The 20,373-nt window shown below is 45.7% G+C and carries 12 protein-coding genes and 1 pseudogene; 9 read left to right on the top strand and 4 right to left on the bottom strand.

Annotation, left to right across the window (positions count from 1 at the left end):
• Positions 1-59 precede the first annotated feature (59 nt).
• The 8 genes from GOL65_RS14365 (at position 60) to eptB (ending at position 11,031) form a co-directional block, all read left to right on the top strand.
• The gene (locus GOL65_RS14365; RefSeq protein WP_228723184.1) at positions 60-1,064 is read left to right on the top strand and encodes an AI-2E family transporter; all 1,005 of its coding nucleotides are present in this window, start codon (positions 60-62) and stop codon (positions 1,062-1,064) included.
• 272 nt (positions 1,065-1,336) lie between these two features.
• Positions 1,337-4,009 (top strand): aconitate hydratase AcnA, encoded by a 2,673-nt coding sequence (gene acnA, locus GOL65_RS14360; protein ID WP_179038421.1) that lies wholly within the window; start codon positions 1,337-1,339, stop codon positions 4,007-4,009.
• A gap of 1,087 nt (positions 4,010-5,096) precedes the next feature.
• Complete coding sequence (gene kdgT, locus GOL65_RS14355) at positions 5,097-6,065, top strand: 2-keto-3-deoxygluconate transporter (protein ID WP_140920352.1); 969 nt, start codon at positions 5,097-5,099, stop codon at positions 6,063-6,065.
• Between the two features lie 93 nt (positions 6,066-6,158).
• Positions 6,159-6,602, top strand: a complete 444-nt coding sequence (locus GOL65_RS14350) for a nuclear transport factor 2 family protein (RefSeq protein ID WP_140920353.1) — start codon at positions 6,159-6,161, stop codon at positions 6,600-6,602.
• A gap of 140 nt (positions 6,603-6,742) precedes the next feature.
• A complete protein-coding gene (kduI, locus tag GOL65_RS14345) occupies positions 6,743-7,579 on the top strand; it encodes a 5-dehydro-4-deoxy-D-glucuronate isomerase (RefSeq protein ID WP_140920354.1) in 837 nt (278 codons plus the stop codon).
• A gap of 87 nt (positions 7,580-7,666) precedes the next feature.
• On the top strand, positions 7,667-8,428 hold the full coding sequence (gene kduD, locus GOL65_RS14340; protein ID WP_140920355.1) for a 2-dehydro-3-deoxy-D-gluconate 5-dehydrogenase KduD: 762 nt from the start codon (positions 7,667-7,669) through the stop codon (positions 8,426-8,428).
• 152 nt (positions 8,429-8,580) lie between these two features.
• Entirely contained in the window at positions 8,581-9,081 is a 501-nt protein-coding gene (locus tag GOL65_RS14335; RefSeq protein WP_218652048.1) for a DUF3828 domain-containing protein, read from the top strand.
• 282 nt (positions 9,082-9,363) lie between these two features.
• Entirely contained in the window at positions 9,364-11,031 is a 1,668-nt protein-coding gene (eptB, locus tag GOL65_RS14330; protein ID WP_140920357.1) for a kdo(2)-lipid A phosphoethanolamine 7''-transferase, read from the top strand.
• A 526-nt stretch (positions 11,032-11,557) separates the two neighbouring features.
• Here the strand turns inward: eptB and GOL65_RS14325 are convergent.
• From GOL65_RS14325 to GOL65_RS14315, 3 genes and pseudogenes are all read right to left on the bottom strand, one after another.
• Positions 11,558-12,998, bottom strand: a pseudogene (locus tag GOL65_RS14325) (sugar porter family MFS transporter).
• A gap of 179 nt (positions 12,999-13,177) precedes the next feature.
• Positions 13,178-14,065: an aldose 1-epimerase gene (locus GOL65_RS14320; RefSeq protein ID WP_140920422.1), complete on the bottom strand. Its 888-nt coding sequence runs from the start codon at positions 14,063-14,065 to the stop codon at positions 13,178-13,180.
• Positions 14,066-14,165: 100 nt separating this feature from the next.
• The gene (locus GOL65_RS14315) at positions 14,166-17,495 is read right to left on the bottom strand and encodes a DUF5107 domain-containing protein (protein ID WP_140920359.1); all 3,330 of its coding nucleotides are present in this window, start codon (positions 17,493-17,495) and stop codon (positions 14,166-14,168) included.
• A gap of 116 nt (positions 17,496-17,611) precedes the next feature.
• On the opposite strand from GOL65_RS14315, the gene GOL65_RS14310 reads away from it, so the two are divergent.
• Positions 17,612-18,820, top strand: a complete 1,209-nt coding sequence (locus tag GOL65_RS14310; protein WP_140920360.1) for an ROK family transcriptional regulator — start codon at positions 17,612-17,614, stop codon at positions 18,818-18,820.
• A 384-nt stretch (positions 18,821-19,204) separates the two neighbouring features.
• Here the strand turns inward: GOL65_RS14310 and GOL65_RS14305 are convergent, their stop codons facing one another.
• Positions 19,205-19,879 (bottom strand): helix-turn-helix transcriptional regulator, encoded by a 675-nt coding sequence (locus tag GOL65_RS14305; RefSeq protein WP_218652047.1) that lies wholly within the window; start codon positions 19,877-19,879, stop codon positions 19,205-19,207.
• Positions 19,880-20,373: the final 494 nt, after the last annotated feature.

The following is a 20,373-nucleotide window of genomic DNA, read 5'->3' as shown; positions in this document are numbered from 1 at the left end:
ATGACCTTCGATTTACCTATTACAAAAGAGAAACAGGATTGAAAACTGATTTATCCGCTATGGGGTTACGCACCCTGTTAATGCTCGCCTCAGTGGTCATTATTCTTTCCGGCATCAAGGCGGCTTCCCAGATTGTGGTTCCTTTTTTGCTGGCACTTTTTCTGTCTATCGTTCTCTATCCTTTGGTGCGAATGATGGCGCGCTGGCGTATACCTTCGGTGCTTTCAGTATTAATCATTATTGTTGCCATCGTGATCGGTATGTTTATGACCGCCAGCCTGTTGGGATCTTCACTGAATGAATTTACCCGTACACTGCCCCAGTATCGTGGCCCAATTAGTGAACACTTACGTACTTTCCAGGCTTATGCGGCGCAGGTGAATATCCATATATCTAATGAAGAGCTGATGCAGTATTTCGACCCCAGCGCTCTGGTCAGCTTTATTACCCGTATGCTGTCGGGATTTTCCGGCATGATGACCAATATCTTTTTACTATTAATGACCGTGGTCTTTATGCTACTGGAAGTTCAAACCCTTCCCGGCAAACTGGGAAAAGCGCTAAATAATCCACAACAGGGAATGTTGGGAATTCAGGCCGCACTGGATAGCATCAGCCGTTATATGACCATCAAAACCGCAATCAGCCTGGCTACCGGGCTGGTAATCTGGCTATTTCTCTCAGTACTGGATGTTAAATATGCCATGCTGTGGGGCGTACTGGGCTTTTTGCTGAACTATATTCCGAATATTGGTTCGGTGATTGCCGCCATCCCACCAGTGCTACAAACCCTGCTGTTTAGTGGGTTATCCGATGCGCTGGTAGTGACCGCCTGTTTTATCGTGGTGAATATTCTGATTGGTAATGTCATTGAGCCGCGAGTCATGGGGCGAGGGCTGGGCCTGTCTACCCTGGTAGTTTTCCTCTCGCTAATATTTTGGGGTTGGCTATTGGGGCCTGTAGGAATGCTGCTTTCCGTTCCGCTGACCATAGTGGCAAAAATCATGCTGGAAGCAACTCCCTCCGGACAACGACTGGCTATTATGCTGGGAGATGGTAAGTAAACGCTCACCTGTAGTTACTCTCAGATTAGTTACTCTCATTAAAACGCGTCGGGCCCAACCCGACGCTTCTGTTTTCACCACTGCTACGCTCAATATTGTTTCTGATTGCAGTAGACTCACTCCCTCCGCCTATTCCATTGATAGCCCCACCGATCTTTACAAATGTTAACCAAATGTTGTGAAATATTTGTGTTATCTTTAATACAGCCAAGCAGCACTTCAAAAATAACGACTGGCGGATGCCAGCAATATCGGTAATTAATGGAGGAGCTATGTCATCTGATCTACGTCAACTGAGTCTTGACACCCTAACGGTCGGCCAACAGAAATATCACTATTACAGCCTGTCGAAAGCCGCCACTCAGCTGGGCAATATTGAACGCCTGCCTAAATCTCTTAAAGTTTTATTAGAAAATTTGCTGCGCTTTATCGACGGCGATACGGTACAGGAAGCCGATCTGGCTGAACTGGTTAAGTGGCTGGAAAGCGGCCATGCGGATCGTGAAATTGCCTATCGTCCGGCGCGAGTATTAATGCAAGATTTTACCGGCGTTCCGGCCATTGTCGATCTGGCCGCTATGCGGGAAGCCGTTCACCGGCTCGGTGGTGATGCCAGTAAAGTCAATCCTCTTTCACCTGCCGATCTGGTCATCGACCACTCGGTTACTGTCGATGATTACGCCAATTCCCAAGCCTTTACCACTAACGTGATGCTGGAAATGCAGCGCAACCACGAACGATACGCTTTCCTGCGTTGGGGGCAAAAAGCCTTTAGTCGATTCCGCGTAGTGCCGCCGGGAACCGGTATTTGTCATCAGGTTAACCTTGAATATTTGGGACAAACCGTCTGGCAGGAGCAGCAGGATGATAAGCTGATGGTCTATCCGGATACTCTGGTAGGTACTGACTCCCATACCACGATGATTAATGGATTGGGTATTCTGGGTTGGGGCGTTGGCGGTATTGAAGCCGAAGCTGCCATGCTGGGCCAGCCCGTTTCAATGCTAATTCCCGATGTGGTCGGTTTTAAAATGACCGGCCAGTTACGGGAAGGTATCACTGCCACCGATCTGGTATTAACCGTAACCCAAATGTTGCGCCAACACGGTGTGGTGGGCAAATTTGTTGAATTCTACGGAGATGGTCTGGCTCGCCTGACGCTGGCGGATCGTGCCACTATCGGTAATATGTCACCAGAATTTGGTGCGACCTGCGGTTTCTTCCCGGTCGATGAAGAGACATTACGCTATATGCGCCTGTCCGGTCGTGCCGAACAACAAATAGCACTGGTTGAAGCCTACAGTAAAGCACAGGGATTATGGCGCAATCCTGGGGATGAACCCATATTTACCAGCACCCTGTCGCTGGATTTATCCAGCGTAGAGGCCAGTCTGGCGGGTCCAAAACGCCCTCAGGACCGCGTGACATTAAGTGGCGTTAAGCAAGCGTTTGAATCCTATACCCAATTGGATACTACCGCACGAACACCGCGTATCGAACAGGTGCCCGTCACCCTGAAAGAAAATACCTTTGCCCTGAAACAGGGAGCGGTGGCTATCGCCGCTATCACTTCTTGTACCAATACTTCCAACCCCGGCGTAATGCTGGCAGCAGGATTACTGGCTAAAAAGGCCGTTGAGAAAGGCTTACAGCGTCAACCTTGGATGAAATCTTCACTGGCTCCCGGTTCTAAAGTGGTTACCGATTATCTGAACGCCGCCGGGCTGACTCCTTATCTGGAAATGCTTGGGTTCAACCTGGTTGGCTATGGCTGTACTACCTGTATCGGTAACTCCGGTCCGCTATTAGCGCCAATCGAGGAAGCCATCAAACAAGGGGACTTAACCGTTGGGGCGGTGTTATCCGGTAACCGTAACTTTGAAGGTCGTATTCATCCACTGGTAAAAACTAACTGGCTGGCCTCTCCACCGCTGGTAGTGGCCTATGCGCTGGCAGGTAATATGAACGTCGATTTATCTCAGGACCCTCTGGGACATGATAAACAGGGGCATCCGGTTTATCTGAAAGATATCTGGCCTTCCTCCCATGAAATCGCTCAGGCGGTTGAAGGGGTTACCGCAGCTATGTACCGTAAAGAGTACGCGGAAGTGTTTGATGGCGATGAAGAGTGGCAATCCATCAAGATTGAAGCGTCACAAACTTATCACTGGCAGGAAGATTCCACCTACATTCGCCATCCTCCATTTTTTACCAGCATGCAGGCAACACCAGAAGCAGTACAGGATATTCATGATGCCCGTATTCTGGCATTGCTGGGAGACTCCGTTACCACCGACCATATCTCTCCGGCAGGCAATATTAAAGCCAACAGTCCGGCGGGAATCTATCTCAATAACCACGGCATTGAAGCTAAAGATTTCAACTCTTACGGCTCACGCCGGGGTAATCATGAAGTAATGATGCGCGGCACCTTTGCCAATATCCGTATTCGTAATGAGATGGTACCCGGAGTTGAGGGTGGTTTTACCCGTTATGTTCCAACCAAAGAAACTCTGCCAATTTACGATGCTGCCATGCGTTACCAGCAAGACAATGTGCCACTGGCAGTGATTGTGGGTAAAGAGTATGGCTCCGGCTCCAGCCGCGACTGGGCAGCAAAAGGCCCTATGTTGCTGGGAGTCCGCGTGGTTATTGCCGAATCTTTTGAACGTATCCACCGCTCTAACCTGATTGGCATGGGTATTTTACCGCTGGAGTTCGCTCCGGGAGTTACTCGTAAAACTCTGGGTTTAACTGGTGATGAAGCCATCACTGTTACCGGACTGGCTACCCTGCAACCGGGCCAAACCGTGACGGTAGTGATCACTCACGCCGATGGTCACCATGACATCATTAACACGCGCTGCCGTATTGATACTGGCAATGAACTTACCTATTACCAGAACGGCGGTATTTTGCATTATGTGATCAGGAAAATGCTGTAACAACAAAACCTGAAACTGCTACGAGCAACATGGATGTTGCTCCAGCGCCCCTGATACCAGCTAAAACCTTAACTAATCATTTTATGGAACAACCAATACAAATTGATGACAAAGTTTGATAGTTCAGTTTTATACCTTAACGTGGGCAATTGGAGGGAGACCTTTCCGTTTGGGTCGACTTGGCGTCAGCCAACGACAAACAGGCAAAGCCTGTTTGAACAGCGCTTGCGCTGGCCCGAAGGGTGAAACACCGTAAGGTGTTTCATAACTGCCCATAGGAAAGGTAGGCCCGACACACACTAAAACCAAGTACAGATGGTCTTCCGGTCGAGCACAAAGCCATTATAAGCATATTAGATTTTACGACCGGAATATTCATTGAGGCCAATGTATCTGATTTACCAACCACCACAATAATCACCCACAGAATTATTACCACGCTTTAGAATCACTTTCATTCTGAATAGTTCTGACTTAGAACTTTTTAAGTTTAGCCAAAAGATAAATAAAACTACAAAACCAGCACATTACAGACAGCATCGGCACGGCAGACTGATTTTTGTGAAATAGCGTAATTATAATTTTGAAACGATGTTTCATATTTACAAACAAAATATAATTTGTATGACTCAGATCACAGCTAACCACCATCATAATTAGCTAGGATTGCACCAACTAAACTAAAGCTGCGAAATGGAACAAGATCAGAAATAAGAAATAATTCATTGCATATCAATAAGATGATTTATTTTAAAATTAAATATCGCAGAAAATGTTAAAGAATTTCATTTACTTTTAATTATTGGAACCAACAACGCCATAAGGAGCCAACTACTCTTAACCAGAATCTATTAACTAATAGCAAAGATAAATCAGGCAGATATAAACCCTGACTAAAAAAGGGATATTTTTCTGAACTTATCTTAAAAGAGCAGTCGCAACTACTTAAATTAAAAACATCAAGCTACACAATAATTGATACTGTCATTATTGCGTGGTCACAGGATACTTTTTGGTTTATTCAGCAACGATATCAATCACACACTTATCGTTATTGAAAATAACTTACTGACTAGGTGGAAATAATATGAAAATCAAACAGGCAATTGACAAAATCCCTGGCGGATTGATGCTGGTTCCTCTGTTTTTAGGTGCTCTTTGCCATACTCTGTCTCCTGGCGCGGGTAAATATTTTGGTTCATTCACTAACGGTTTAATCACAGGTACCGTACCAATTCTGGCAGTCTGGTTCTTCTGTATGGGAGCATCCATTCAGCTGAGCGCAACGGGTACCGTATTACGTAAGTCTGGTACGCTGGTTATTACTAAAATCGCTACCGCCTGGGTGGTTGCAGCCGTTGCATCACAAATCATTCCTGAACATGGTGTTGAAGTTGGCTTCTTCGCAGGTATGTCCACTCTGGCATTAGTTGCCGCAATGGACATGACTAACGGTGGCCTGTACGCCTCTATCATGCAGCAATACGGTTCAAAAGAAGAAGCCGGTGCATTCGTACTGATGTCCGTTGAATCCGGTCCGTTAATGACCATGATCATTCTGGGTACTGCCGGTATTGCCTCCTTCGAACCGCAAGCTTTCGTTGGTGCCGTTCTGCCATTCCTGATCGGTTTTGCCTTGGGTAACCTGGATCCTGAACTGCGTGAGTTCTTCAGCAAAGCAGTACATACCCTGATTCCATTCTTTGCCTTCGCATTGGGTAACACCATCAACCTGGGCGTTATTCTGGAAACCGGTCTGTTAGGCATTCTGTTAGGTGTGGGTGTCATTGTTGTCACCGGTATCCCATTAATCATTGCCGACAAGTTTATCGGTGGAGGTAACGGTACTGCGGGAGTCGCGGCTTCAAGTACTGCTGGTGCAGCGGTTGCTACACCAGTACTGATTGCGGAAATGCTGCCTCAATTTAAGCCAGTTGCTCCTGCTGCCACTGCGTTGGTTGCTACTTCGGTTATCGTTACTTCAGTTCTGGTACCAATTATTACCGCTATGTGGGCAAAACGCATGGGCAATAAGATGCCAGTAAAAGAAGCTTAAACCGCTGGTGCGGCAGATAAAGCATAAGGTTTACACACTATCTACGTTGTTTTGAACTCTGGGTTATTTAATCAAGGATACGGGATAAGAAACATGAAAAAAATATTAGGTGCAGCACTGTTCTCATTGTTAATCAGCGGTACATGCTTTGCTCAAAATGCAGATGTCACAGCGGTAAATAATGCAGTCGAAAATATGCGTCAGGCGATGTTAAGCGCTAAGAAAGCCGAGCTGGAAAAAGTGGGATCGCCAAACCTCAGCTACGGTCACTCCAGTGGTCGCGTTGAAAACAACGCCGAGTTTGTTGACGCGATTGTTACTGGCAAATCCAGCTTTGTGACGCTAAACCTGAATGATCAAACGGTCAACGTAGATGGTGATGTCGCTATTGTTCGACACATTTTTGAAGCCAAAACCAACGACAGCGGTAAACCCGGTGAAGTTAAAATTGGCGTCATGCAGACCTGGAAAAAAGATAAAGCCGGAGACTGGAAACTGCTAGCTCGCCAGGCTTATAAACTTCCACAGCCACAATAAGCATGACAGGTGCCGCCATGATTTTAAATGGCGGCTACACTAACAGGATTGATTCCTGATAAAGACAGTGGATTAGCCTACCGCATGGCGGAGATGAGATAAATAATCCTTGTTATTCATTTTGTTAAAGAGGTTCTGATATGCAAGTTCGTCAAAGTATTCACAGCGATCACGCTAAAAAACTGGATACCACTGAACTACGCCGCGAATTCCTGATTGAAAAAATCTTTGAAGCGGACCAATACACCATGACTTACAGCCACATCGACCGCATCATCGTCGGTGGCATCATGCCGGTCAGCAAAAGCGTCACTATCGGTACTGAAGTGGGTAAACAATTAGGGGTTAGCTACTTCCTTGAGCGTCGTGAGTTCGGTGCAATTAATATCGGTGGTGCAGGTATCATTACCGTTGACGGCACTCGTTATGAAGTCGGTAATGAAGAAGCTATCTACATCGGTAAAGGGGCAAAAGAAGTTATTTTCAACAGTGTTGATGCCGCTAAACCAGCTAAGTTCTATTATAACTGCGCACCGGCCCATATGGCTTATCCAACCAAACTGATTACCCGTGCTGATGTTACTCCGATGACCGTAGGTAGCCCGGAAACCAGCAACCTGCGCACCATTAACAAATACCTGATTCCTGAAGTGGTAGAAACCTGCCAGTTAAGCATGGGCTTAACCAAACTGGCCGAAGGTAGCTTATGGAACACCATGCCAACTCACACCCATGAGCGCCGTATGGAAGCCTATTTCTACTTCAATATCGATGAAGAAAATGCCGTATTCCATATGATGGGCCAACCACAAGAAACCCGTCACATTCTGGTACACAACGAACAGGCTGTACTTTCACCAAGCTGGTCAATTCACTCCGGTGTGGGTACTAAAAATTATACCTTCATCTGGGGCATGATTGGTGAAAACCAAACCTACGATGATATGGACCATGTGAAGATCAAAGATATCCGTTAATTCATTCATCTGTTATCGGCCGGTGATACCGGCCGCTTTTATATCAAAATGGGCAACCTCAGGGCTGCCCACCAGGGAGATTTTGTCATGATTTTAGATTCCTTCAATTTGAAAGGTAAAGTAGCGATGGTAACCGGTTGTGATACCGGTTTAGGTCAGGGTATGGCTGTAGGTCTGGCACAAGCCGGCTGTGACATTGTTGGCGTGAACATCACCGAACCAACCGAAACTATCGAAAAAGTTAAAGCACTGGGTCGCCGTTTCTTAAGCCTGACTGCTGACCTGAGCAGCATTGAATGCATCCCTGGCCTGCTGGAAAAAGCACTGGTTGAATACGGCAAAATCGACATTCTGGTGAACAATGCCGGTATTATTCGCCGTGAAGATGCTATCGATTTCACCGAAAAGAATTGGGACGATGTGATGAACATTAACATCAAAACCGTGTTCTTTATGTCTCAGGCAGTTGCCCGTCAATTTATCAAGCAAGGCCACGGCGGTAAAATCATCAATATCGCATCGATGCTCTCTTATCAGGGTGGTATCCGTGTTCCTTCTTATACTGCATCAAAAAGTGCAGTGATGGGAGTTACCCGTCTGTTAGCTAACGAGTGGGCAAAACACGGTATTAACGTTAATGCTATCGCACCGGGCTACATGGCAACTAACAATACTCAACAGCTACGTGCTGACGAAAGCCGCAGTGCAGAAATTCTGGATCGTATCCCGGCTGGCCGTTGGGGTTTACCTGACGATCTGATGGGCCCGGCAGTATTCCTGTCATCTCCGGCTTCTGACTATATTAATGGTTACACTATTGCCGTTGATGGCGGCTGGTTAGCTCGCTAAGTTCCACCTCCTCTCTGTAGGATTTTGGGGTGCTCCTGCACCCCTTTTTTATTGGCCGTTTTTATATTCTTTACCACCTCTTTTATCCTGCCATTTTGTCCCCTAAAATCTCCTACCGTTTCAATTTAATCAGGCACAACGCTGAAATGACTATGTTGAGAAAAATTGTCTTATTGGTATTGCTACTATCAACACCAGCCGTATGGCAAAGCACACTGGCTACAGAACAGACAGTTGAAGTTGAAAAACAGGCTACGCCACAGCAGCAAGTTACTGCATTTTATCAATGGTATATGACCAATATTGAACGCCTGCCATCAGCAGATCCGGAAGATCAGAAAACTTTCGAGAAATACATCAGTCAGGAAACCCTTAACCTGTTAAATAAAATAAATAACAGTGAGGATCCATTAGATGCCGATTATTATCTCAGCGCTCAGGATTATGGTGACGACTGGGGCACCGAGATCGAAGTATTACGTGAGTCAATTAATGGTACTAACGCCGAAGTGGATATTCGCTTAGGTAAGGCTAATGACTTTCAACAGACTTTGTATATCTCTCTGCGGTTAGAACATAACGTATGGAAGATTCATCGCATACAGGACAAAGTCACCGACATTGATCTCTCTGCCTGGGATGAACCCAAGTAATCGCCTTCACTATCTGTTGGTTTCATATCAATACCTGTAGCGCGGCAATGCAACACTTTCAGGTATAAAAACGACAGAGTCAGGGAAATAGCGGTTTCAGCCACCGGTTCATTTAGTTATTTCCCTAAGGTTAACAGGCTGAATTGTTTATATAAACTGGCTGATTTTTTTTACAACACATTGTTATTTAATAATAATAAAAATTAATTGCACTAATTTTTGTATACACTGTCTGACCATCACAGAGCTAAACCGGATGAGCCAACCCGATACATCAACTTTATGAACAGACTCAAAGCGTTATCACAACAAAAAATATCTTTAATATTAGCCATTTATATTGGTATTTTCCTTAACCTCTCAGTATTCTACCGCCGCTTTAGCCACAGCTTGAGTTTTGATAAAGTCATCGAAGCTGCTACCGAAGTTCTGGTTATTGTTCTTTTTACTTTTTTCCTTATGCGTCTGTTATCCCTTGGGGGAAAACTGTTTTATCGCATAACCGCCACCCTGTTTGTATTAATATCCGTCGCTGCCAGCTACTACATGATTTTTTTCAACGTGGTTATTGGCTATGGTGTTGTGATATCCGTGCTCACTACCGATATGGATATGAATAAAGAGTCCATCGGCTGGCATTTGATTCTGTGGATGGTGTTGGTTAGTGCCCTGCCGTTGTTATTGATCTGGAAAAACAATTTACGCCATACCCTAATGGAGCAGATCAAAACACCAGGCCAGCGTAAAAAACCATTTGCCATCCTGCTGATAGCTGCGGTGTTAGTATGGTTACCGCTTCATCTGCAAGGCTATGAGCAAAAAAGTGAAGAGATACAATCAAATACCGATCTGCCAAGTTATGGTGGTGTAGTAGCTCACTCCTATCTTCCTTCTAACTGGCTGGCGGCACTCGGTTTGTTTGCCTATACCAAGGCTGAAGGCAGCCAAAACACTCAGGATCTGTTCGATCCCGCTAAACAATTTACCTATGTTCCTCCGGCAGATATCGACGATACCTATGTAGTATTTATTATTGGGGAAACCACCCGTTGGGACCATATGGGTATGCTGGGTTATTACCGTCAGACTACGCCGAAAATGGAGAAAGAAGATAATCTCCTGATGTTTAAAGGTAAGTCTTGCGATACTGCAACCAAGCTCTCACTACTCTGCATGTTTGTACGTGAAGGGGGTACTAAAGATAATGCCCAACGTACATTACAAGAAAAAAATGTGTTTTCAGTAATGAAGTCATTAGGTTTTACCTCTGAGCTTTTCGCTATGCAAAGCGAACTGTGGTTCTATAACGACACCAATGTTAACGACTACCAGTTCCGTGAAACCATTGCTTCAGAGAAGCGCAACGATGGCAAACCTGTCGATGATATGCTGTTAGTCAATGAACTACAGAAATCACTACAGCGTTACCCTAACGGTAAACACTTAGTGATTCTGCATACTAAAGGCTCTCACTATCTTTACTCTCAACGTTATCCAGCCAGTTTTGCTCGCTATACGCCTGAGTGTATGGGCATTGACCGTTCATGTACCAAAGCGCAATTAATTAACTCCTTTGATAACAGCGTGCTGTATGTTGATACCTTTATCGCTAATGTGATTGAGCAAATGCGGGACAAGAATGCACTGGTGTTCTACGCCGCCGATCATGGGGAATCCATTAGTAATAATGCACACTTCCATGCAACTCCAAGAGAAATGGCTCCACCAGAACAGTTCCGTGTACCGATTATGGTTTGGGCTTCCGACAGTTTTTTAAAACAGCCAGAACGTCATGACGCATTTGAAAGACTAAAAGCCAAACATCGGACAGGCGCGACGCTAAATCACAAAGAGATTTTTGATTCTATGCTGGGTTGTTTAGGATATAGCTCACCAAATGGTGGGATTAAGCAAGCAAATAACTGGTGTGGTAAGCCGGGGGCTTCGTAAGTTTTTTTGGCTTTCTAATTAAATGAGTACATCCAGTAGGTATAGAACGGTGTATGAAGTTATCAGCTTCTGTGGGTATTCCGGCCGTAAGTACTATATGTACATATGAGCATGGTGCTCGGCCGGAATACAACCTGTACTTGGCTTCTGTGCGTGTCGGGCCTGGTCTCCCTACGGGCCGTTACAAAACACCTTCGGTGTTTTGCCCTTCGGGCCAGCGCTAGCGCTGTTCAAACAGGCTTGACCTGTTTGTCGTTGGCTTACGCCAAGTCGACCCCCATGGGAGCCCCTCCCGACAATGGGCTATATTTAAAAACAAAGTCTGATAGTTCAGTTTAATACCTTAAGATAGCTAATCGTTGGGAGGGGCGGGTGTTGGGGTCGTAGCAGCTTTAGCTGCCGGAGCGCCCCTAACCCGACCAGGCCCAACGCACTCCAGACTTAAATACTGATGCACTTCCGGCCGGGCACCATGCTCATATGTACACATCGCAGTTACGGCCGGAATACCCACTGAATCAAAACGCTACTTAACCTCAACCATACCCTCATTATTACCACTGGTACTCTGTCCACCGCCACTCAACACATCTTCTAAGGCTTCCAGAGTTACACCTTTAGTTTCTGGTACCCGGGCGCGGATAAACACAAACCCAGCCATACAGATAACACCGTACAGCAGGAAGCTGCCTGAAGCTCCCAGACCGGCGTTGAGCAATGGGAAGGTGTAGGTGAGTAAGAAGCAAGCAATCCACAATGAGAAGGTGCCTACCGCCATGGCCATACCGCGGATGCGGTTAGGGAAAATCTCTGACAGTAATACCCAAGTCACCGGGGCCAGCGTCAGGGCATAGATTGCAATGGCAGCCAGCACCAGCAGCAGAACTGGTAATCCCAGAACACCAAAGGCGTAAGCTCCGGCAATCAGTACATAGATAATGGTTAGCCCAAGGGAACCGATTAGCATCAATTTACGACGCCCTAATTTATCAACCAGCGGCAACGCCAGAATAGTAAAGATCAGATTAATCAATCCGGTTGCCACGATAGATTTTAACGTATCGTTAATATCAAATCCGGCAGAAGCAAAAATCTCCTGAGCATAGTTAAAGATAACGTTGATGCCGCACCACTGCTGGAACATCGCCAGCACAATACCAATCACGATAATCGGACGAACCTTAGGATTGAGTAATTCCGTCACCGGAACCTTCTGCGAATCACTTCCCAGGGTACGAAGAATGTCATCCAGCGTGGTTTGCGCATAATGCTGGTTACCAATACGCTGTAATACGCCTCTGGCTTTCTCAACTTTGCCTGCTTTTGCCAGCCAGCGCGGTGATTCAGGAACAAAAAACATCAATACTAAAAAGGCTAATGCGGGTACCAGTTCCGCACCAAACATCCAGCGCCAGCCGGTTTGACCATTCCAGCTTTGTAATAAATCAGCTGTCGTCGCGGAAGACTCTACCGGTTCAGCAATCAACAAATTAACCAGTTGAGCAGCCAGTACGCCAATCACAATGGTAAGCTGGTTAACCGCCACGAACTTTCCGCGTTTATCCGCCGGACTTACCTCTGCGATATACATCGGACTCAAAGCGGAAGCCAGACCAATCCCTACTCCACCCATAATGCGGTAAAGTACAAACTCATCAAAACTGCCTGCAATAGCGGTTCCCCATGATGAAACGGCAAACAGTATTGCAGCCAGAATCAGAGGACGCTTGCGGCCTAAGCGATCGGCACACCAGCCGGAAATCAGTGCACCAAACACACAGCCTACCAACGCTGAACTCATCGCCCAGCCAGATTGGGCCGGATCGGTAATAGAAAAGTAAGCTTCATAGAACGGTTTCGCACCGCCGATAACCACCCAGTCATAGCCAAACAGCAAACCACCACAGGCTGCCACCAGGCACATCATCCATATATCCCATATTCAACTGATTTGTTGCCCTTGCCATATTCTTCCTCTCATTATTGGAAATCGGACAGCAGACTGGGGAAACTAATAAAGCTGCAAAACGCTATCAGTACCGCAATAAATATCACCTACGATTGCTGTCGATAAAATATTTAAAATCAGTGCACTACCAGCTAATTGATAAAACTGTTTTCATAAGTTCAGAATGCTCCTGTTGAGTTACACCTCCGGCTGGCTGATTAAGCGCATGGTTTGATGTAATGTCTCTCCCGGAGCCAGTCGTTTAAGCCCTCCGCCCTGTTCCAGGTGATGGCCGTTGGCGGCGTGGCTCATGGGTTCAACACAGAAGTAATCAAACTGATAACCCTCATCAAACGATGGGTCAGAGACAAAGATGAAATAGCAAGGTGCCGCAGGCTCAGTTGTCATGGTTAATGACCAGCGATGCTCAGGCCAATGAATTTGAGCACGGCCATCCCATTGAGAAAATCCGTTATTAATCCAGCGGCGCGGAAGCGATGCCGGCTGGTTAAAATCAAGTTCTGTAGGCAATACTGTCTGATGTTCACCCGCCAGCCATTGATCGTCTTCCAGCCAGTAACCTCCTGCTTTAGCCTGCAACCTGGTTTGTTCGGTTAATGAAAAGTAGGGATGCCAGCCCAATCCAAAGGGCAATGCCTGTTCCCCTTGATTAGTGACCGTCAGGCTAACCACCAGTGAAGATGCCTGTAGTTCAAAACACTGGCGAGCGGTATAGCTGTAGAGTTCTGAACGGTGCTGATACTCCAGCACCAGTTGTTTTGAGCTCTGTTCCAGACACTGCCATGGGTTTAGCCAACCATCGCCGTGCAGATAATGCGAATCCCACTCGGTATTCGGCGTCAGGGCATAGGTTTCACCTTCAAAAGAGAATCGGTTTCCCTTAACCCGATTACCGAATGGCACTAAAGGAAAACAGCTGGATTGTCCGGCGTTTCCTGTTGCCGCTCCCGGCCTCAGCAAAGGAACCTGACGCCCATCGTGACAGCCATACAGCGCCTCAATCGTTCCTCCCATCGAAGAAACTTTCACCATTAGCGCCTCATTTGTCAGTGTAAAAAGCGTGATATCCATTACCTGCCTCACCATTGTTGATTGCCCGTTATCGCTATTTCCGGTTGGACAATCGGTTTGTCTCTCCCAATTGCCCTTCGTTTTATTGCCGGAACTATGTTCTGATTAACTGACTTTCCTTCTGATGAGCCGTTTGTGGTGAATAACCGGCAAACTCCGCCAGCATTCCGGACAGCAGCTTAAATTGATGAGCACGACTATGTGCCGGGTTTAATGACAGCAGGCGGTCTATGTGTTGCTCAAAGGCGGGTAATTCCGCCTGCCCCAGGTGAGCTAGTGCCCGGATGAACAAGCAATTTTCCTGATGCTGTTGTTGTAGATCGCTATCCAGAGCTAACAGATCCGGTTGTGAAACCGCAAAGAAGTCACGGCTAACGGTTTGCTTTGTCATTTCATCCGCCCAGTCAGCCATACTGCTGAACAGGGTTGAAGCGCCCTGATTATCACCAAGACAGCGCAGCGCAACCCCCTGATAGAACAGATAATCAACCGGCTGATCGTTATAGTAACGATGAACATTTATCACCCTGTCGCCTGCACTGGCTTTGATAAAGCAATCGTGAGCTAATGAGCTTTGCCCCTGCTGTTGAGCACAAACTCCCAACCAGAACCAAATATCGTTATCCGTTTGTCCTGAAAGCCGCCCTTCACTGAGATTTTCCGGATAATGCAGCGCCTGTTGCAGCAACTCAACGGCCCGATCCGGTTGTTGCTGTGTCAGATGTTGGAAAGCACGTAACAGCAGATTAGAAATATATTGTCCGGTGACTTTGCCTTCACCACCTTCCCACGGATGGAACTTACGCTGCTGAAGGATCTCCGCCGCCTGTTGCCATTTTCCCAGTTGGTTATGCAGGCCCAGCATTTCTGCCGTCAGATCGTCCCTTTGTAGCGCAACGGTAAAATGCTTCTCTAACCGGTTGAGCCGCATTTGCGGGTCCATAGCCCGTAACTTGTCCAGCAAATCCCGTTCAAACAGCAGTCGGGCATCCTGTGGAACAAGATTAAATGCCCGCTCCAGATACTCTTCAGCCAGCTTTCCATCCCGCTGTTTATTCCATGCATAAATACCTAAACCACGCCATGCATCGGCAAAATCAGGCTGCATGTCAGTGCATTCACGCCACAACTCAACAGCGCGCTGATAGTTACGCTTGCTGTAGTGGAAGCAGGCCAGAAGATGGCGGGCAAAGTAGCATTCAGTCAGGCTTTCCAGCATGTCCACTTCGTCTAATGTATTAGGGAAACGTACATAAACCGGGAAAGCTGCACGGGCGTCCGCCAATAGCGATACGCGCTCAGCAACCGGTAACATACTGGCATGAAGATAAAGTGGCAGAGTTTCCTGACTATTGAGTAGCGACAACACTTCCTGAGCCAGCTCACGCTGGCCGCAAGACAGCATCAATCCGGCCGTCAACAGTGAGTTAATTCCGCGACCACCTGAAACCTGACGCCACTGTTCCAGATGAGCGCTATCACCATATTGCCGCCAAAGCAGATAATGTAAGGTTGGATTTAACGGATACTCAGCACACCAGCGCGTCAGCCATTGTTGGCTCTCCTGCTGTTGCCCTGCCAGTTGCAGCACCAGACCTTTCAGACAAATTACCGTCTGGTTAGCTGCATTACTTAATAGGCTCTGGTGACAGAAAGAGAGTGCCTGCTGGTAGTCCCCATCGCGAGTTGCCAGACGAGCCAGGCCCAAATAGCCACCGGACTTACCATTACCGCTCCATGTGGCGCGGTAGTAATCCTCTATGGCTAACTCAAGCTCTCCCTGACGTTCATAAGCATTAGCTCTGACCAGACTGGCCAACCCACATGCCGGATTCTTATTCAGTTTATGAGCACGTTTTAGTGCCTGAGATGCATATTCAATGGCCTGTGAGTAGTTAGCACGATTGTATTCCAACGTAGCCAACGCCAAATTATTACGATAATCCAATGGATCCAGCTCAACACCGCGCAGGTAATAGTCAAACGCCGAACGGCTGGCGTGGTTATACTGCTCCAAATGTTGACCGATAAACCAGGTTTCATCAGTACTGGTTATTTCCGCTGCAGGTAATGGCGCTTTAGCCACTTCCGGCAGTGGTGTTTCTTGCGGCTGATGTTCGGTATAACTCAATATGGCTTTAGACTGTGCATCAAACAGAGTAATGGTTAAGCGACCATCATGGTTTGCGGGTAATACATCTTTCTGCACCTTGCCTGGCTGCAGGGTAATCGCAGTATCTAATAGAGGTGACGGGTGCTTATCGCTGGTTATGACCAAACGATGATTAGTCAGCGGAGCAACAGCATATACGCCCCATACGATTTGGTTTTTCTCCCGCTCCAGTTTTAACAGGGCATCACAAGATGCATTCTGGATAGTTCCCAGCGAGTTGTAAGGCAGAAAGTTCTGCACAAACTGTTTCTCTTCCCAGGCATCCAGCCAGGTGAAATCGGGTTGATTATCGGTAAATACGCCGGTCATCAGCTCGATATAGGGTCCGTTCTCATCCGTCAGGTTACGATCCCACGCCTGACCAAACTCACTATACCCCCAGGACCACTGTTTTTTGCCCGGTGAATAGTGATGATCTGCTACATGCAGCAAGCCGCCATCTTCATCATGGCAATAAGCACCGACAAAGTCATAGTCTGACTTTTCAGCCATATAGGAAGTTGGTACCGGGACATTTTTATAACGAGAGATATCCACGCCCGCAGAGTAATCCACTTTATAGTAGGTGCCTGTGGCAATAGGGAAAGAGGAAACTGCACGTTTACCGTGGTCAAATACCGCTGTCACATCCGGAGGAAAAACGCTCTGATGGCCATCGCCCCCTTTTACTGCCGGGTTAGCCCACCATAAGAAATGACGCGGCGTTGGGTTACCGTTATAAACTTTTGATACGATTTCCAGCAGAGCACGATTAGGATGAAGAGTGAAACCGGTCATTACCTGCAGGCCACGCATGGGTTCCATCTCTCCCATCCAGACGGTTTTCGAGCCGTCTTCCTGTTCCTGTATAAAGTAGTCCACCGGCATAAAGGTAGTTGGACGATGGTGTTGCGGCCAGTTGAACTCAATACCGCCAGAGATCCATGGCCCTAACAGCCCAACCAACGCAGGTTTAATCACATCGTTGTGGTAGACAAAATCCCGCTGTTTAACTTTATCCCAGGCTTTATGTACTCTCCCACCTAACTCAGGGAGCAGCATCACTTTCAGGTAGTCATTTTCCAGCCACAAAGCCCGATAGGACTTCATCACTTTTTCATCACTAAGCACATCCGTTACGCCATAGGGATAAACCGCACCGGACGATCCCTGATAGACTCGATGTTCCAGAAACATGGGATGAACATCCTGAGCTCCCGCTTCATAAGTCGGAATATCTACCATTTCCTGCCAAACTTTTACCTGACTCATAACGTCCCTCAAATTTAACCAGTAATACTGAAAAATAAGTTTGGGCCAGTCTAATAGACAAAAATGCGCAAGTTATGCACAATGATCACGCATTATAGTTAACGGAGTTAAGTGATATGCCAGCTTACGGACTCAACAATCAACGCATACGACATCACAACAAAAGCGTACTGTTAGAAATTCTGTATCGGGAAAAGATCGCCAGTAAATCTACGCTGGCGAAACGATCCCAGCTTTCAATTCCTGCCGTAAGTAAGATCCTGTCGGAACTGGAACAGGAAAATAAAGTCTCTCACCAACAAGAAAGCCTTCATGCCAGAGGAAATAGCGGTGGCAGCTATCGTATTACGCCAGAGCCGGGTTTTATCCTGTGCCTTAACGTTACTCCCTATATGATTGAAAGCGTTTTAGTTGATGGCTGGATTACGCCTCAATCCGCCCTGAAATCCACCAGCATCAAGGCCACAACGCCAGAAGCATTACTGACAGAAATTGAACGCTTATATCGGGAGTATTATCAGCTCAATCGTCCTCAACCATTGCGACTGGCGCTGTCAATTCATGGCCAGGTTAACCCGGTCACTGGTGTCTCACAGAATATGCCTCAGGCACCATGGAATGACCCTATAGAGATCAAATATCTGCTGGAAGAGCGACTAAACACCGAGTTACTTATCGATAATGACTGCATTATGCTGGCACTGGCTGAAAAGTGGCAAAACCATCATAACTTTCAGGATTTTTGCGTCATTAATGTAGATTATGGCATTGGCTCATCATTCGTGATTAACCATCAAATTTATCGGGGAAGTCTCTATGGCAGTGGGCAGATAGGGCACACCATTATCGATCCTGATGGTAGCCAGTGTGATTGTGGTCGCTATGGTTGCCTGGAGACGGTGGCCTCTCTTTCTGCGTTAAAGAAAATGGCGCGTAAGATGCGTAAAGTCCATGCCCGGCCAACTCAGGAGCAGAGTCTGTCAGCAACACCTACCACTGAATGGCTGATTACTCATTACCATCGGGGAGATGAGGAACTGCGAAGTATGGTAAACAAAGCGGCTCGCTCTATTGGACTCAGCCTGTATAACTTTTTAAATATATTAAATATCAATCAAATATATCTTTATGGGCGCAGCTGTGGATTTGGTAAAGAGTGGCTACAGCTGATTCAGGAGCAAACGGGTTTTAACCCATTTGACCAAACGGATACCGTGCTTATTAATGCCACTAATATTAGTTTTGGTCATCTTTCCCGCCAGCAGCAAATAATGGGAATTGCTTACTTATATGTCGAACAGGCACTCAAGGAGATGAATGATTAATGCCTGACGAAATATTTGTTAGTTTAGTGAAAGATGTGGTTTTCCCACCTCAAGGTTCTGCCCTGAAAACCAACAAATTCATAGAGTAATATCTTTCTGAGTTCCTGTTTACTACTTTCAAGAGAATAAACACGTAGTGAAAAATAAAAAATGTCGGATAGAAATATCAGGATAATCAACGAGGTGGGATTATTTTATCTGATTTTTATTCAGGTTGAATAGCTACATTCTGCACACAACACGTTGAATATAAACTAAAAATCATGATGATGAGGAATAGCTTTTCTCACAACTTATTTCCCATACCAAAATTACTCACTGAAACGTTCATATTTCGAACAGTTTTTTGACAGGGTAATTGCAGCGTTCCCAACCATAGCCTGTCTAATTAAGTAAATTCAGCTCAATCGCTTTCTTTATTGCATGTCTGGCATTTGAAACATTCAGTTTATTTACAATATTCTTCATATGAAATTTAATCGTTCTTTCACGAATACCTAAAATTATGGCTGATTCAATATAGGTTTTACCCATACTAACCCATTGCAATATCTCTAACTCCCGCGATGATAATATTGAACCCTCACTCTCAATAAGTTGGTTGTCATTAATAACTTTATCATGAGTTTTAATTAGTAAAAGTTGTATATCTGCCAGATTCTTTTGAATATTATCGTGGAAGTTATCATCTTCGTTTATATTGCAAAAACTTAGCAAAGCCAGACGATTATTAGCATCCCGGAGTGTAAAAGTAAAACCATCAAAAACATTATAACGTGAAGCAAAAGTATCCATACTGCCATTGGTGGTACTTTTAGTCGGTGCCAGAATGTCACTCCATGCAAAAGGAAGTATTGTCTGTTTTGCGTGCACTACTACCGGATCGAAAAGATAAAGTTCCGCGGCGATATAACATGATAACCACTCTTCCGGGTAGTTTGAGAGGATGACTGGTGAAGTCTGCGCATACTTAGGGAGTAGAAAATAACAATAATGGTTAATACCATATGACTGTAATTGTCTTTCTAAAAGTAACTTAATACTTTTATCATTTTTCAAAGGCCCCATAATCTATTGCTACCTCTAATTCTGACGCCGAATATATTCATCGTCCACACTGTATCTACATAGCATAGCCCCATCTTGTAATAAGATATACTGTCATAATTACCAATATTTCACTCTGCTAAATAAATATAAATACCCCACCTGTGTATATTCAATAACCACATATAGAGCCTTCCGGAATAAACTTTCGAATATTTTGGTAAAATGTTTTGGGTTTATCCTCTCTCATAGGATGAAAAATGGAATAATCCATAAAATAATCATAAAAACTCGATCTTAAAAACCATTCATTGCGTAAGATATAATTTTTTATGTTGCAATGCATTCAGGTTATTACAACGCTTATTTTTCCAAACAAAATAAATCTCTCAACATCTGGATAACTGGAACAATTCAACTATACTTCATCCCAGTGGGGGTGGGTTTTCATCCATTCTCGGACAATATATCGAGATATAAGTCTAGAAATTAGCCAATAACCCAAT

The organism is Limnobaculum xujianqingii (genome assembly GCF_013394855.1).
In the GTDB taxonomy this organism is placed as follows: Bacteria; Pseudomonadota; Gammaproteobacteria; order Enterobacterales; family Enterobacteriaceae; genus Limnobaculum; species Limnobaculum xujianqingii.
Note: the sequence above shows the minus strand (reverse complement) of the source record. Positions and strands in the feature narration are given on the sequence as shown.